The following is a 16,411-nucleotide window of genomic DNA, read 5'->3' on the forward strand; positions in this document are numbered from 1 at the left end:
CATTGTGTTTTATTTTTCAAAGCGAACCCGAATGGAATTGGCATGTGCTGTCAGTGATTCGGATTCAGCAAATTTGATGATCTCATCCTTTACCGGTTCCAGAGCCTGTCTGGAATAGTAAATAATACTGGATTTCTTTATAAAGTCATCCACACTCAGAGGTGAGAAAAACTTGGCGGTGCCATTCGTCGGGAGTACATGATTAGGTCCGGCAAAATAGTCTCCCAAAGGTTCCGAACTGTACTCTCCAAGGAAAATGGCTCCAGCATTCTTAATCTGCGTCATCACTTCAAATGGATTCTTAGTCACGATCTCCAAATGCTCTGAAGCAATCGCATTGGCAATATCTACCGCCCCGTTTAAATCTTCAGCAATTAAAATGTAACCATAATTTTCAAGAGATTTTTCCAGAATCGTTCTTCTGGAAAGTTTTTTCACAAAGGCATCCACTTCCTCAGATACCTGATCTGCCAGCGATTCACTTGTCGTCACAAGGATGGCCGAAGCCAGTTCGTCATGCTCTGCCTGTGAAAGCAGGTCTGCTGCTACGTAACGCGGATTGGCTGTTTCATCAGCGATAACAAGAATCTCGCTCGGTCCTGCAATGGAATCAATGCTCACATAACCGTAAACTGCTTTTTTCGCCAGAGCAACAAAAATATTACCCGGCCCTACGATCTTATCCACCTTTGGAATGGATTCGGTACCAAAAGCCAACGCTGCAATAGCCTGAGCTCCGCCGACTTTATAGACCACATCGGCTCCCGCCTCTTTTGCCGCCACTAAAGTCCCTGGATTGACTTTTCCATCCTTTCCCGGAGGTGTGACCATGACAATCTGTTCAACACCAGCCACCTTGGCTGGAAGAATATTCATAAGTACAGAAGATGGATAGGCAGCTTTTCCGCCCGGAACATAAACACCAACCCGTGTAAGCGGCGTCACCTTCTGACCGAGAATCGTTCCATTTGGTTGAGAATCAAACCAGCTGTATTGTTTCTGTTTCTCATGATATGTACGAATATTGACAATAGCCTTTCGAATAACTTCCAGTACATCCGCTGAAACGACTGCATAGGCTTCCTCAATCTCCGCATCAGATACAATAAAGTTTTCTGGCGTTATATCCGCACCATCAAACTTTTTCGTATATTCAAATACAGCCGCATCACCGTCTTTTTTTACGGTTTCGACGATTTCATTTACTGCGTCTGTATACTGCCCATAATTATTGGGGCTCCTTTTTAATAAATTATCCAAAAGGCCGTCCACTGCGTCCTTCGTCAATTTTATCTTTCTCATTATAAACCTCCTGGTTTCTTCTTTTAATATACCAGATTTTTCTTTATATGTAAAATGATGTTAAATATTTCACATTACTTTTTTCAGTGCATTCAAAATTCCGGTAATCCGCTCGTTTTCCATTTTCATACTTACCTGGTTGACCACCACCCGGGCTGACAATGGACATATTTCTTCTAAGACCATCAGCCCATTTTCTTTTAATGTGGTTCCCGTTTCAACAATATCAACGATCACTTCGGCAAGTCCGACGATCGGAGCCAGCTCTACCGAACCGTGCAGCTTAATGACCTCCACGGTCTGATGCTTGATATTGTTAAAATAATCCTTCGCAATATTCGGATATTTTGACGCCACACGAATCAGCTGTTGATGCTGTAAAAGTTCTCGGGCACTTTCCGGACCACAGACACACATTGTACATTTGCCAAATCCCAGATCCATAACCTCATAGAGCTTTCGTCCCTCTTCAAGAATCGTGTCCTTCCCAACAACACCGATATCTGCCGCACCATATTCTACATAGGTCGGCACATCGGAAGCCTTCGATAAAAACATCTTGATTCTTAAATCTTCATTGACAAAAATAAGCTTCCGGGTATCCGGATCCTTCATCTCTTCCATTTCAATCCCCATCTTCTCCAGATAGGTCAGTGTCTTCTTCGCCAGCCGGCCTTTGGCCAACGCAAATGTCAGATATCTCATGGCTGCACCTCCAAAATTTTCATTTCCCCTGTCGGATTAAAATAGAGAATGTCGGCAATATGAAAACGTTTTGCATAGGCCATATAATCCTCTAATTGCTGTTCTGAATCCATTCGGTTCATTTGAACGCAGCCGCCTTTTTCACGAAGTTCTTTTGCTTTTTTTAAGGCCTCAGAATGCTTGCTCCCCGAATACAGAATCATCGTCACTGGTTCTCCTTCATCCACATCAATTTTCTGACGGCTGAGGGCAATGAGAAGTTCATCCACCGCAACAGCCAGACCTACGGATGCCGCATCTTTACCAAATTTCTGCAAAAGTGTATCATATCTTCCGCCTTTGACCACCGCATCACCGGTACCATAGGTATAGCCTCTGAAAATAACCCCGGTATAATAATCATATTGGGTCAGCATTCCCAGGTCAAAGGTAACATATTTTTGAAGCCCATATTCGCCAATAATCTCATAGAGCCGTTCCAGACGGGTAATTGCCACCAATGCTTTCATATTCGAAGTCAGCCGTTTGGCCTCTTTTAAAATATCCTGAGAGCCAAACAATTTCGGCAGCCGGATCAGTGCCGGATTATCCGTCATAGCTTCCACACCAAAAAAGTTTTTATTCTCAATCAACTCTCTGAGCTCCTGGGTCTTTTCTTCATCCATTCCGGCCTCTTCGATCAAACCTTTAAAAAATCCCACATGCCCCACATCAATCTGAAACTCAGTCAAGCCAGCCGCCAAAAGCAGATGAATCGCCAGGGCGATCATCTCAGCATCTGCATCAATACTGTCATCCCCGATCAACTCAGCACCCATCTGAGTGGATTCCTTCATACGTCCCTGCAGGCTGGAGTTATTAATAAAAATATTTCCTGTATAAGAAAATCGCATTGAAAAATTCTCTTCACTAAAATATTTGCTGACTGCCCGGGCAATGGACGGTGTGATATCTGGCCGAAGAACAAGGGTATTTCCTTCTCTGTCGAAAAATTTGTACATCTGATTCGATGGCAATGACCCTTTATCCTGATTAAAAATATCGAAAAATTCGAAGGTAGGCGTCTGAATATCTCTGTATCCATAGGATTTTAAAATATCTTTCATCCGGTCGGATAAATGATTTTTTCGGGCACACTCCCCGTTATAAATATCCCGTACCCCCTCCGGTGTATGAATACGTCTCTCTTTCATTTCTTATAGCCCCATTTCATCCATATTTTGCTTTATCAAATCAACGTGCTACTAAATTAGCACACAGAATTTTCATTAATTATATCACAGGAATCCCTCTTGTCAAGTCCTGTGGTTTAAATCTGCCTGAATGGCCGGCAGATAATTCAGGTAATATCCGTGACATTTTATTTCAAAATTCCTATCCAGTTCTTCCATATGAAAGCTTTTTGCATGTCCTGTTCTGGAACGGTTCCAAAAATCTACCAACTGGCTGAAAGGCAGATAAAAATAGCGGTTTTCGCCTGAAAAATAAATCAACAAAAAGGCTATCCCGCCCTGGTCTTCAAAGTCCTGCATAAATAGTACCTGATGTTCATGAACATTTTGAATAGGAAATGTTCTGGAACGGCATTCCTTGGCATCAAAACAAACCGGAATGCCCTGCACGGTTCCGATATAATCTACCGTACTGCGCTGATCAAAATAGGCCAGGGTTATGTGTCGGGTCGCCTTATCAATCTGAATAGGTTTGATCGGCGTCGGAATTTTCTGAATCAGAGCCAGTTTCTTTTCCCTGTATTTTTCATTGGTCAGATTAATCATCTCTTCCAGCTCAGACCCGCGAAGGCCTCTGGAATTCCATGTCGCCATAATCATCTCTCCATTATATTTTTTAATACAATCTCTGCATTTTTTTGAAGCTGCTTTTTTCCCCGCCATCCGGCGGCGGTTGCCTGATAATGCATTTTAAATTGTTTATTGCTCATCGTCAGAAGTTCTTCCAGAGAAACTTCGGTTCCCGTCGTATACCCCGCCGGAACGGTCGGCCGATTGAGAGGGCAGACGTTCTGACAGACGTCGCAGCCGTAAATCTGCCGTCCCATTATCCTTTCCTCCTCCGGGCTGAGGGGTTCCTTTTTTTGGGTCAGATATGACACGCAGCGATAGCTGTTCATCCCCGCTTCAGTGATCGCTTTTCCGGGACAAAATTTCTGACATGCCGAGCATGTCCGGCACCGCTCAAACCATGGATCTTCATCATCCCGCCGAAAAGGCAGTCCATAAAAATCTGCCGGACGGTCACTGAGGATCAAACCAATATAGCACCTGGAGCCAAATTTTCTCGAATAAAACAGACCGTTTCGCATCAACCGTCCAAGACCGGCCCGGATGGCCACATGCTTTTCCGAAAAAGGCGAATTATCCACATAGGCCAGCCGCCTTCCATCCGGGTCGGCTGCTTCCAGAGCAGACATCAATCCAGACAGTTTTCTGCGTACAATCCGATGGTAATCCTCGCCACTGGCTGCCGGAGAAATATTCCCGTACAATCCTTCTCGAACTTTATACACCGACGGTTCGTAATGTTCTAAAATAACAATAAAACTCTTCGCTCTGGCCAGGGTTTCTTCCGGGCAGACCCGCCTGTGTATATCTGTTTCAACAAAGGGCGGCAGGATTCCAAGTTCCACATCCTTTTTCAAAAGCTGTTCCACACTGTTGAATTTTTCTGCATGACAGACCGCAATATCATCAATATTCAGTTCTTCTGCAAGTCTGTATAAATCGACCACAGCTGTTCCTCCTTGAGAATCCGTTCAAACTCAGGCCAGAGCGGCGCTGTCAGCTTTCTTTCATCGAACACCATCCGCCAGGAATGAAGCAGCTGGTGCTTTAAATGATAATTCCGGCGAAAATAGTCGTTTACCGTTTCCGAACCATATTTTCCATCCCCTACAATACTGTGGCTGACAGAAGCAAGATGGGCACGAATCTGATGGGTTCGGCCTGTGATCAGTTCTACCTTTAACAGCGTGTATTTTCCATTGTTTCCGACAGGTTCATAAAAGTTTTCTATATGATGCCCTCCACTGACAGGCTGTCCGGATATGCTTACCTTATTGGTCTGCTCGTCTTTTATAAGATATCCCTGAATATGTTCCGGTGTTTTCACAACGCCCTCCACGAGACAGAGATAATACTTTTCCACAGTCCGGTCTTTTAATAAGACCGACATATGCTGTAATCCCGAGAGGCTTTTTCCAACGATCAACAGACCACTTGTATTTCGGTCCAGCCGATGACAGACGGAAGGTTTGAAAACTTCCAGTGATTTTTCCGTAATCACCTGATGGTCAAGCAGATAGCTGATAGCTTCTTCATTGACCGAAATATCCTCCGGTTTCGCCTTCTGGGATAAAAGACCGGCCGGCTTATTGACAGCCAGAATATCGTCATCTTCAAAAACCACCTTAAAATGTTTCGGTACACGGGCAAAGCGTTTTGTCTCCCGGAACTTGTCAATCGTCTCATCTGCCAGCCAGAAGCTGATCTCATCACCGACAAAGATTTTTTCTGATCCATCACATTTTTTGTGATTCAAAGTTATATTTTTTTTTCGGAGCATTTTATAGATAAAGCTTTTAGGTGCCAGATTTAAATATTTAAACAACAGCTTGTCCAGCCGCTGGCCTGCCTCGTTGGGCGTCACAATAAATTTCTGCATATTTTCCTCTTTTATATACAATTTGCCTTCAGACCTGCAAATATGCTGCCTGCTTCCATCGGAGCGGACGGCTCATTGGCCGACAGCATCATGATCATTTCTTCGAATTCATCAAAGTTTTCGTGAACGACGGGTTTCTTATGGGTGACATCTGTTTCCATTAAAAGATTCGTCAGATAAGCCTCTATAGCTTCCCGGCTCTTTTTTTGCTTTGGTGCATAACCGTAAATATTGCCGTTACAGATAACGATCATGTTGAACACCATGTGACCGCTTTCACTGGCCAGTACCATATCTGCTGCCAGTACCATCCAGCTTTTTCCCTCCACATAAGAGGCGATTTTTTCATATTCTTCCCGACTGCCGCTGTGAAAACCTGCCATTGATATATACTGGACCGCCTGTCTGGCTGCCGGAAGTACCATAACAATGGCTGCCACAGTAAAGGCATTGTACTTTGTATCCAGAATCACCATTGGAATCAGGATCATCGCCACGATAAAAACAGCCCACAGGATAATTGTGATCAGCTTTGTACGTTTCCAATCGTCAATATATCCGTAATTTCCCTTTACCAGTTTGGTTTCTCCCATATTTTCACCTTATTTCTTTTTCTTCTTATGTACATTTCGTATGGTTCTCTTTTTCGTCTGTCTACGTTCTTGTGTCTTTACCTGCTCGCCACGTCTCGGACGAATCAGACATTTTTTATCAAATCCGATCAGGTCGGTCCGATGAGCCGTTTCCAGAGCTTCTCTTACCAGATCATAATTCTTTGGATTGCGATACTGAATCAACGCCCGCTGCATGGCTTTCTCATGAGGATTTTTCGGAACATAAACCGGCTCCATCGTCCTGGGATCGAGTCCAGTGTAAGACATGCAGGTCGACAGGGTTGCCGGGGTCGGATAAAAATCCTGAACCTGCTCCGGCATATATCCCAAATCCCTCAGATATTCGGCCAGGGCAATGGCTTCCTTCATCGTAGAACCGGGATGCGAAGACATGAGATAAGGCACGAGATATTGTTTCTTACCAAGTTTTTCGTTCATGTTCTTATAATCCTGAACAAACTTCCGGTAAACCCGATTCCCCGGTTTTCCCATCCGTTTCAATACCGGGTCTGCCACATGCTCCGGCGCCACCTTTAACTGACCGCTCACGTGGTACTCACATAATTCTCTTAAAAATGTCGGGTCCGGGTCTGCATTCACATAATCAAAACGGATACCGGAACGTATGAACACTTTTTTAACGCCCGGAAGTGCCCGGAGTTTGCGGAGCAGTTCAAGATAATCCTGGTGATCCACATGAAGATTTTTACATGGTTCAGGAAAGAGGCACTGCTTATTTTTGCAGACGCCCTTTTTCAACTGCTTTTCACAGGATGGATGGCGGAAATTGGCCGTCGGTCCGCCCACATCATGAATATAGCCTTTAAAATCCGGGTCCCAGGTAAATGCCTTCGCTTCATTAATAATGGATTCATGGCTGCGGGTCTGAATAATTCTTCCCTGATGAAAGGTCAGGGCACAGAAACTGCAGCCACCGAAACAACCCCGATTACTCACCAGACTGAATTTAACCTCTTCAATGGCTGGGACACCACCGGCCGCTTCGTAAGACGGATGATAGGTCCGCATATAATTCAAGCCGTAAACCCGGTCCATTTCCCCCGTTGTCAACGGTTTTGCCGCCGGATTCTGAACGACATAGAGATGTTCCCCATAACTTTCCACCATACGCTGACCACTGAAAGGATCCGTATTAATGTACTGAGTATAAAAGCTTTCCGCATATTTTCGTTTATTCTCTGTAATATCCTTAAAAGAAGGGAGTTGGATAGCATCATAGACGGAATCCAGCGATTTTGTCTTGTAGACAGAGCCCGGCACAAATGTAATGTCCCGGATATCCAGACCGCTGTCCAGAGCATCTGCCACTTCCACGATCGAACGTTCACCCATACCGTAGAGTAAAAGGTCAGCGCCTGAATCCAGGAGAATGGAACGTTTGACCGTATCGCTCCAATAATCATAATGGGCCAGACGTCTCAGGCTCGCCTCAATGCCGCCAATAATGACAGGAATATCCTTATATGTCTGTCGAATCAGATTTCCATAAACCACCGTGGCATAATCGGGACGTTTCCCATAGACGCCACCCGGCGTAAAAGCGTCATTATGCCGACGTTTTTTTGATACCGTATAGTGATTGACCATAGAGTCCATATTTCCCGCACTGATAATAAATCCAAGCCTTGGTCTGCCATAAATATCAATACTTTTTTTGTTTTTCCAGTCCGGCTGAGAGATGATTCCCACCCGGTAATTATTGGCTTCCAGAATCCTGCTGATGATGGCATGACCAAAGGACGGATGATCCACATAGGCATCTCCGATCACATAAACAAAATCTACGCTGTCCCATCCCCGGGCTTCCATATCTGCTCTGCAAACCGGTAAAAAGTCTTTAATCATAATAGTTCCTCATAACTCTTTATATAAAAATCCGCAAGCCGGATTTTTTCTTCCATATCCTTCATTGAATAAGCATCTTCGACAGCGCATACCGTCATCCCTGCCCGTTTTCCGGCTATGATTCCAAAGGGAATATCCTCAAAAACAAGACAGTGTTCCGGTGCAACACCCATTTTTTTTGCTGCTTCCAGATAAACCTCCGGGTCCGGTTTGCCATTTGTGATCTCGTCGCCAGTCACCATTACCGAAAAATAATTTTCCACCTGATGGCTTTTTAAGATTGCCTCGGTCAGTATCCGCGAATTACTTGTAGCAATGCCACAGGGAATATTTTTATCTTTTAACCCATTCAAAAAGGCTCTTGCACCGGGTTTTAACGGGATTTCTGTCGTATATTTTTCGTAGGCCATTCGGTTCCATTCATCCATAATTTCTTCCAGACTGTCTTCGATGGCGAAATTTTCTTTAAAGTAAACAGCCGTCTGATACATGCTCAGACCTTCGATGGCCTTCTGCAGTCCCTCCGGCACCGGTATATGGAATTTCTTCAAATAATCCACATCAATGTCGCCCCACATGGACATGGATTCCACCAACGTTCCGTCCAGATCGAACAGAACAGCTTTAATATCATTCAGCATACAGTTCCTCCAGTTCATTGGTTGTTAATAGACGATATTCTCCGGGTTTCAGCGTTTCATCCAGCACAAGGCTTCCCATGGAAAGACGTTTAAGGTAAATGACCTCTTTGCCTACCGCCTGAACCATGCGTTTGACCTGATGAAACTTTCCTTCAAAAATTTTTAATTGAATCTCTGATATGCCTTCCGGATGAAGCTTAAGAATTTTCAATTCTGCCGGTAAGGCGGTCAGTTCTTCATCTACATGGAGACCTTCGGCAAAAAGAGCAACATCCTCTTCTGTCATTATTCCTTTCACTCTGGCATAATAATTTTTTGCCACATGATGACGCGGCGATAATAATTTGTGGGCCAGCTTTCCGTCGTTTGTCAGCAAGAGCAGCCCTTCCGTATCCTTATCCAGCCGTCCTACCGGAAACAGGTCTTTCCGGCGTCGGTCCCGGATGAGCTCAATGACGGTTTTCTCTCTGGCGTCCTCCGTAGCAGAAACGACACCTGCCGGTTTGTTCAGCATAATGTATTCATATTCAACATAGGTTACCGGTGTGCCTTTCCAGAATACAAAATCCTTATTGGACACCTTGAATTCCGGGCGAATCACTATCTCATCATTGACTTTTGCAAAGCCTTTGCGAATGCCCAGTTTCACTTCACTTCGGCTGCCCATACCCATTTCTGTCAGATATTTATCCAATCTCATCTCACTGCCACCGCCATCCCGAAGGATATTTATTCTTTAAGGTTCCACCGGATACCTTCCCCCATCCGAGAGAATATCCGCAAACACCGACAATATACCATCCGTTTGGCAGTTCAGAAGATACTTCCAGCGTTTCACATTTTAAATATTTTATGACACGGGCATCGGATAATTCCAGATCAATCCAATGACCACATTCAAAAGGTCTCAGTGCCCGGGCAAAAAAGCCGGACGGTTCAAATCGTTTTTTCTTAATATCTCCCAGATACCAACCGGTCCGCATTCGGCGCAGTTTTCCAAGGGGCGGCGCATTTTCCGGAAGATAACTCAAGTGATCTCCCTGTAAAATCAGTCGGGCCGGATCAAAATCCAGACGAATATCCCCGTCCTTTAAGAATTGAACAAATTCCTCCGGCAGTTCCCTCATACCTTTAGACTCATCCGACAGCCGCATTTTACTTAATCCCTTGTCTCCATCCTCTGCCCCATCCTTCCTGAGCAGTGCAGTAAAATGTCCTTCACCCTTTACATAGTGTGGCCAGAGTCGTCTCGCATATCGAATCTCTTCCGGCCCGTCTACCCATTCCGGATGGGCTGGCATCAGGCCCTCCCCCTTCTGTTCAATCGGAATCACATGCATCTCCGGATAATTGTCTAAGATATATTTTAACGTTCCTTCATTCTCCTCCACTGAAAAGGTACAGGTCGAATAGACCATCATCCCGCCGGGTTTTAACATCCGAACACCACAGTCGACAATTTCGCGTTGAAGTTTTGAAAAGAAATCCGGTCCATTCTTTTCCCAGGCCCGCATCATAGACGGTTCTTTGCGAAACATTCCTTCGCCAGAACATGGTGCGTCAATGAGTATTTTATCAAAATATTCCTCAAAAGGACCTGCCAGATGTTTCGGGTCCTCTGTCAGGACAATGCTGTTGCGTATACCGCTGGATTCAATATTTTTAAGCAATGCCTTTGCTCTGGATGCACTGATATCATTGGAAACAAGAAGACCCGTTCCCCGCAGCTTTGCAGCCAGAGCTGTGCTTTTTCCTCCCGGCGCGGCACACAGATCCAATATATGATCGCCTGCTTCTACAGGAAGTACCTGGGCCGGGAACATGGCACTTGGTTCCTGGATATAATAAAGTCCGGCGTGATAAAGGGGATTTTTAGAATATTCTCTGCTTCCATTATAGTAAAAACCCGTCGGACACCAGGTCACCGATTCTAATGCCTGATCTGTCATTTTTAAATATTCCTCCGGCGTTATCTTCAATGTATTCATACGCAGCCCGGCATAGATATTCTCATCATAACTATTTAAAAACACCGGATATTCATCATTGAGCAGCCTTTCCATTCTTTCAGCAAATCTCTCCGGCAGTTGTTCCTTTAATGATTTTTTCATGCTATTTCATCCCTCATTACTCTGTTATCACATCTTCAATCAAATCATCGCTGTCGGCTGCTGTCGTAGCCAGGGCATCACATCGTTCATTCTGGAGATGGCCGTCATGACCTTTGACCCAGTTCCAGGTCACTTGATGCGGTCCAGCCGCCTTTAAAAGACGCTTCCACAAATCCACATTTTTTACAGGCTCATTCTTTCCTCGTTTCCAGCCTTTTTTTATCCATCCTTCAATCCAGTGCTTATTAAACGCATTGATCAGGTACTGGGAATCAGAAAAAACGTCCACCTGACATGACCGGTTCAACGCTTCAAAACCTACGATGGCCGCCATCATTTCCATACGGTTATTCGTCGTTTTTACATATCCCTGCGACAACTCTTTCACATGAAGCTGTCCCTTTGTATCTATATATTCTAAAATCGTTCCGTATCCGCCGGGACCATCAGGATTTCCCCGTGCAGAGCCGTCCGTATACATCATCACCTTCATCATGCTCATTCACCTCATTCCAGGTCATATTTCAGGGCGTACATAGTTTATATTAACATTATTAAAGGAGAAAGGCAACTGTCCCACCATAGAAAAAGGGACTATCTGCATCTGCAAATAATCCCCCACCGATTTTATATGATAACAAAAATAACGCCGCCATTACTGTCATTAATAATCTTCTGGAGCGTTTCCTGTAATTTCGTCTGACTGGCATCTGTCATCCGCGCCACCTTTGTCTGAATTCCTTCTTCCACCAATTGGCCGACCGATTTACCAAAGATCAGAGTATTCCACATTTCACCCTGGCTTTCCCGGCTGTTGGCCCGGATATAGCGTATTAAATCTTCCGCCTGCTCCTGAGTGCCGACGATCGGTGCGATTTCCGTCTCGATCGTTGCCTGAATCATATGGATAGAAGGCGCGTGGGCTTTAATATTCACCCCGTATTTACTGCCATGGCGAATCAATTCCGGTTCTTCAAAAGTGACCTCCTCGGCTTTTGGCGTTACCATTCCATACCCCTGGCCCTTAACAGCCGCAACCGCCTGAGCAACCTTCCCAAATTCATCCCTCTTATCCGCCAGCTCTTTAATCATCCGATAAAACTCATATTCCCCCTGAACTTCACTTCCGATCAGTTCTGAAAGCATTGCGTAATAAAATTTCATATCCAGGTCCATATGAACTTTAATACGGCCGCTGGACATATCCATCTGTTCTACGTAATACTTTTTCAACCAGGGCTGCTGAAATAATTCCTCGTTCTTTCGAAAATCCCGCATCGATCGGGTATTTCCGATCAATTCTTTCAGCATTTCAATAATCTGCCCTTTCAGCTCATGGGTTTTCGGAAGCACATCCAGCCATCTCGGAAGAAAAAACTCTATGTCCGCCACCGGAAATTCATAGAGCAAAGACTGCATCATCATATCGACATCCTGTTTACGCAGCTGGTCACAGTTCAATGCCACACACTGTACCTGATATTTATTTTCCAGAGATTGCCTGAGCTCCTGAGCCTCCTCTGAGTAGGGTTTTATGGAATTGAGGAGGATCAAAAAAGGCTTGCCGATTTTTTTCAGTTCCCCGACAGCCTTTTCCTCCGCAGGTACATAATGATTTCTTGGAATATCCCCAAAACTTCCGTCTGTGGTCACCACCAGCCCAATGGTCGCATGTTCCTGAATCACTTTTTGAGTGCCGATTTCCGCCGCGCGGGTAAATGGGACAGGCTCATTGAACCAGGGTGTCATCACCATCCGCTCTGCCCCGTTTTCCTCATGGCCGGAGGCTCCCTCCACCATAAACCCCACACAGTCAATACAGCGGATTTTCACCTTTACCTGATCGTCCACGGGAATTTCCACCGCTGTCTTTGGAATAAATTTGGGTTCGGATGTCATGATCACTGTACCGCCGCTGCTCTGGGGCAATTCATCTTTGGCTTGTTCCCGGCTATGTACATCTGAAATTCTGGGAATTACCATCATATCCATAAACCGTTTAATAAAGGTCGATTTACCGGTCCGGACCGGACCAACAATGCCAAGATAAATTTCCCCGCCGGTCCTGGCCTGGATATCTTTATACAGATTAAACTGGTCCATAAAAAACCTCCTCACATATACTGCTATAAATATATGCAAGGAGGAAATTTATAAGAACATAAAAATTGATAATCCCGGCCACCCAAAATAAGCGGATAGAATCCGTCCGCCCCACAGCATACTGATGATAATACCTGCAGCCAGATAGGGCCCAAAGGCCAGACGCCGCCCGCTCCCGGCAAAAACCATGCGGAACGGATGAATCAAAATCGTCAGAAGGGCGCCGATAAAAAATGCCAGGATATTCTTCTGCCATCCAAGCATCAGACCGGATACCGCCATAAGTTTAATATCCCCGCCCCCGATGCCTTTCCCTTTTGTAAATATATAGAGAATTCCTAAAAAGAGACTGACGGAAAAAAATCCGGCAACGGCATCCAGCCGATGACCCGCATCAATCCCCATCCGTATAAGTCCCAATATACCTATAAAAATATTCAGACGGGAAGGAATTTTTAACGTACAAAAATCAATAATACTCAGGAGTATCAGTGCCAGTGCCATCAGAATATACAGGCACAGGAGTACGCCTTCTGTTACCCCTTCATCCGGCTTAAAACCGTCCGAAGGAGACGGTAAGTCCGTTCGACGGACGATATGCTTAAATGCTCATCCGGTGTATGGATATCCATAATGTCCGGCCCAAGGGCAACAATATCCAGTTCCGGCATCTTCTCCGATATAAGGCCGCACTCCAATCCGGCATGAATCGCCTCAATGCTTGCATCTTTGCCGAATAACTCTTTATATACAGAAGTGACCATCTCCCGAATCGGCGAATGACTCCGATAAGACCAGTGCGGATATTCACCATCATACCAGTAGGTTCCTCCAAGGAACTCCGTCAGATATGCCAACTGGTCACTAATAAAAAATTTAAGACTCTTTTTACTGCTCCGTACAGCCCAGGAAAAACATACGCCATCCGTTTCTGTACGCACGATTCCCATATTCAATGAACTTTCAACCAATCCCGGCAATTCCATACTCATCGTTTGAATACCGTTTGGCGATTGTACATACATAAATAAAATACGTTCCATATCTGCCGGATGAATGATTGAAAATTCTTTTTGCTCATTACTTTCTATATCGAATTCAATCTTAATCTGTGGATCGGCAACCGAAAATTCATCCCGAATATCTGCCAAAAAGCTTTCTTTAATTTCTATGGCCCGCGCTGCATCCTCCGGCTGCAGAACAATTTTTGCCTGAGCCTCCCTCGGAATGGCATTGTCCTTCATACCGCCGCTGACATCACAGACACCCACATTTAATTCTTTATCCAATGCAAAAAGCAACCGTCCGAGCAGCCGATTGGCATTGGCTCTGCCACAATGGATTTCCGCACCTGAATGACCGCCTTTTAGTCCACTGATTTTTATATCAGCGCTGATTCCCTGCCATTCAACACGACGGATTGGGAATTTTGCACGACTTTTCATTCCTCCGGCGCAGGAAGTCAGAATCTGCCCCTCGCTTTCATTATCCAGATTCAACAGATAACTCGCTTTCAAATCACTGACATCCAGAGCATGGGCCCCCTTCATTCCAACTTCTTCATCCGTTGTGATGACCACTTCCAGTTCCGGATGCTCAAGGGTGTCATCTTCAAGAATAGCCAGAACGTAAGCAACGGCAATGCCGTCATCTCCTCCGAGGGTTGTTCCTTTTGCAGAGACAAAGTCCCCCTCCACCTTTAATTTCAGGCTATCCTTTTCAAAATCAAAATCAACATCACTGTTTTTTTCGCATACCATATCCATATGACCTTGAAGCATAACAACTGGTGCGGTCTCATACCCCGCAGAAGCCGGCTTACGAATAATCACATTATTCGCCCCATCCTGTCTTACCCACAAATCATGTGATCTGGCAAAGGCCACACAGTAATCACTGATGGCCTTTTCATTTCCTGATCCGTGGGGAATAGCACAAATTTCTTCAAAGTAATGGAACACTCTTGCCGGTTCCAGTCCGCTTAAAATATTCGACATTTTGATTCCCCCATCATTTTAATTTTTAAAACTGTGAATTGGAGCCGGAATACGTCCGCCACGATTCACAAAAGCATCACAGCCAAAACGATTCACCGGCATAACTGGTGCATAACCTAAAAGGCCTCCAAATTCAACCATTTCACCGACATCTTTTCCGATTACTGGAATAAGGCGTACGGCTGTTGTCTTCTGATTGATCATGCCGATTGCCATTTCGTCCGCAATAATACCGGAAATTGTCGTTGCCTTTGTGTCCCCCGGAATAGCGATCATATCCAGACCAACAGAGCAGACACAGGTCATGGCTTCGAGTTTCTCCAATGTTAAAGCATTTGCTTCGACGGCATCAATCATCCCCTGATCTTCAGAAACAGGAATGAACGCTCCGGAAAGACCGCCTACATAGGAGGATGCCATAACGCCGCCCTTCTTTACCTGATCGTTCAAAAGCGCCAGAGCTGCTGTGGTTCCGGGTGCCCCTACAGACTCAAGGCCGATTTCTTCCAGAATCTCTGCAACACTGTCGCCCACCGCCGGTGTCGGAGCCAGAGATAAATCGATAATGCCAAACGGAACATTCAGACGTTTTGAAGCTTCCTGAGCGACAAGCTGACCCACACGGGTTACTTTAAAAGCTGTCTTTTTAATTGTCTCGCAAAGTGTTCCGAAATCCTCACCGCGGACTTTTTCCAAAGCGCGTTTGACAACCCCCGGCCCGCTGACGCCCACATTTATGACCGCATCGCCTTCGGTAACACCGTGAAAAGCTCCGGCCATGAACGGATTATCATCCGGTGCATTGCAGAAAACAACCAGTTTGGCACAGCCAAGGGAATCTGCATCCTTTGTCAGTTCAGCCGTTTCAAGTATCTTCTCACCAAGAAGCTTTACCGCATCCATATCAATTCCTGTTTTTGTAGAACCTACATTTACAGAGCTGCATACCCGTTCTGTGGATGCCAATGCCTTCGGAATGGATTCAATCAATAAACGGTCACTGTCCGTCATTCCTTTCGACACAAGAGCCGAATATCCACCGAGAAAGTTCACTCCTACTTCCAGTGCCGCCCTGTCAAGTGCTTTCGCAATTTTTACATAATCATCTGTTGTTTTACAACAGGAACCGCCAACCAGACTGATCGGGGTTACGGAGATCCGCTTGTTTACAATCGGAATACCGAACTCATTTTCAATCTCACAGCCGGTGGATACGAGATTTTTTGCCTGAGTTGTAATCTTATTATAAATATTTTCACAGACTTTATCTACGTCCGTATCACAGCAGTCTAAAAGACTGATACCCATGGTGATGGTCCGCACATCCAGATTGGACTCCTCAATCATCTTATTGGTTTCCTGAACCTCATACAAATTTATCATGACATCAC

Annotated in this window: 16 protein-coding genes; all 16 read right to left on the reverse strand. The window is 45.1% G+C overall.

Translation table 11 applies throughout. The annotated features are described in order from the left end of the window. Positions 1-9: 9 nt before the first annotated feature. Positions 10-1,302: a histidinol dehydrogenase gene (gene hisD / locus EV212_RS00470; RefSeq protein WP_132087236.1), complete on the reverse strand. Its 1,293-nt coding sequence runs from the start codon at positions 1,300-1,302 to the stop codon at positions 10-12. 69 nt (positions 1,303-1,371) lie between these two features. Beyond that, entirely contained in the window at positions 1,372-2,007 is a 636-nt protein-coding gene (hisG, locus tag EV212_RS00475; RefSeq protein WP_132087239.1) for an ATP phosphoribosyltransferase, read from the reverse strand. After that, positions 2,004-3,200 carry an ATP phosphoribosyltransferase regulatory subunit gene (gene hisZ / locus EV212_RS00480; protein ID WP_132087242.1) on the reverse strand — a complete coding sequence of 399 codons (1,197 nt, stop codon included), beginning with the start codon at positions 3,198-3,200 and terminating at the stop codon, positions 2,004-2,006. Before hisZ ends, hisG begins: the two co-directional genes overlap by 4 nt. Positions 3,201-3,302: 102 nt before the next feature. Next, positions 3,303-3,833, reverse strand: coding sequence for a Holliday junction resolvase RecU (locus EV212_RS00485; protein WP_132087244.1), 531 nt, complete (start codon positions 3,831-3,833; stop codon positions 3,303-3,305). A 2-nt stretch (positions 3,834-3,835) separates the two neighbouring features. After that, positions 3,836-4,756: an epoxyqueuosine reductase gene (locus tag EV212_RS00490; RefSeq protein WP_132087247.1), complete on the reverse strand. Its 921-nt coding sequence runs from the start codon at positions 4,754-4,756 to the stop codon at positions 3,836-3,838. Further along, positions 4,723-5,688: an RluA family pseudouridine synthase gene (locus EV212_RS00495; protein ID WP_132087249.1), complete on the reverse strand. Its 966-nt coding sequence runs from the start codon at positions 5,686-5,688 to the stop codon at positions 4,723-4,725. Before EV212_RS00495 ends, EV212_RS00490 begins: the two co-directional genes overlap by 34 nt. Before the next feature lie 11 nt (positions 5,689-5,699). Next, on the reverse strand, positions 5,700-6,281 hold the full coding sequence (locus EV212_RS00500; RefSeq protein WP_132087252.1) for a hypothetical protein: 582 nt from the start codon (positions 6,279-6,281) through the stop codon (positions 5,700-5,702). Positions 6,282-6,290: 9 nt separating this feature from the next. Then, entirely contained in the window at positions 6,291-8,168 is a 1,878-nt protein-coding gene (locus EV212_RS00505; RefSeq protein WP_132087255.1) for a YgiQ family radical SAM protein, read from the reverse strand. Continuing rightward, positions 8,165-8,809, reverse strand: coding sequence for an HAD family hydrolase (locus EV212_RS00510; RefSeq protein ID WP_132087258.1), 645 nt, complete (start codon positions 8,807-8,809; stop codon positions 8,165-8,167). Before EV212_RS00510 ends, EV212_RS00505 begins: the two co-directional genes overlap by 4 nt. After that, positions 8,799-9,509 carry a pseudouridine synthase gene (locus tag EV212_RS00515; RefSeq protein WP_132087262.1) on the reverse strand — a complete coding sequence of 237 codons (711 nt, stop codon included), beginning with the start codon at positions 9,507-9,509 and terminating at the stop codon, positions 8,799-8,801. The genes EV212_RS00510 and EV212_RS00515 overlap by 11 nt, the downstream gene beginning before the upstream one ends. Before the next feature lies 1 nt (position 9,510). After that, a complete protein-coding gene (locus EV212_RS00520; protein WP_132087265.1) occupies positions 9,511-10,920 on the reverse strand; it encodes an RsmB/NOP family class I SAM-dependent RNA methyltransferase in 1,410 nt (469 codons plus the stop codon). A gap of 16 nt (positions 10,921-10,936) precedes the next feature. Then, positions 10,937-11,413, reverse strand: a complete 477-nt coding sequence (gene rnhA / locus EV212_RS00525; RefSeq protein ID WP_132088258.1) for a ribonuclease HI — start codon at positions 11,411-11,413, stop codon at positions 10,937-10,939. 134 nt (positions 11,414-11,547) lie between these two features. Beyond that, entirely contained in the window at positions 11,548-13,023 is a 1,476-nt protein-coding gene (gene spoIVA, locus EV212_RS00530) for a stage IV sporulation protein A (RefSeq protein ID WP_132087268.1), read from the reverse strand. A gap of 48 nt (positions 13,024-13,071) precedes the next feature. Next, positions 13,072-13,527 (reverse strand): prepilin peptidase, encoded by a 456-nt coding sequence (locus EV212_RS00535; RefSeq protein WP_132087272.1) that lies wholly within the window; start codon positions 13,525-13,527, stop codon positions 13,072-13,074. A gap of 32 nt (positions 13,528-13,559) precedes the next feature. Further along, complete coding sequence (locus tag EV212_RS00540) at positions 13,560-15,020, reverse strand: aminoacyl-histidine dipeptidase (protein WP_132087274.1); 1,461 nt, start codon at positions 15,018-15,020, stop codon at positions 13,560-13,562. 18 nt (positions 15,021-15,038) lie between these two features. Further along, the gene (locus tag EV212_RS00545) at positions 15,039-16,403 is read right to left on the reverse strand and encodes a PFL family protein (protein WP_132087277.1); all 1,365 of its coding nucleotides are present in this window, start codon (positions 16,401-16,403) and stop codon (positions 15,039-15,041) included. Positions 16,404-16,411 lie beyond the last annotated feature (8 nt).

It is taken from the genome of Frisingicoccus caecimuris (assembly GCF_004340975.1).
Classification (GTDB): domain Bacteria; phylum Bacillota; class Clostridia; order Lachnospirales; family Lachnospiraceae; genus Frisingicoccus; species Frisingicoccus caecimuris.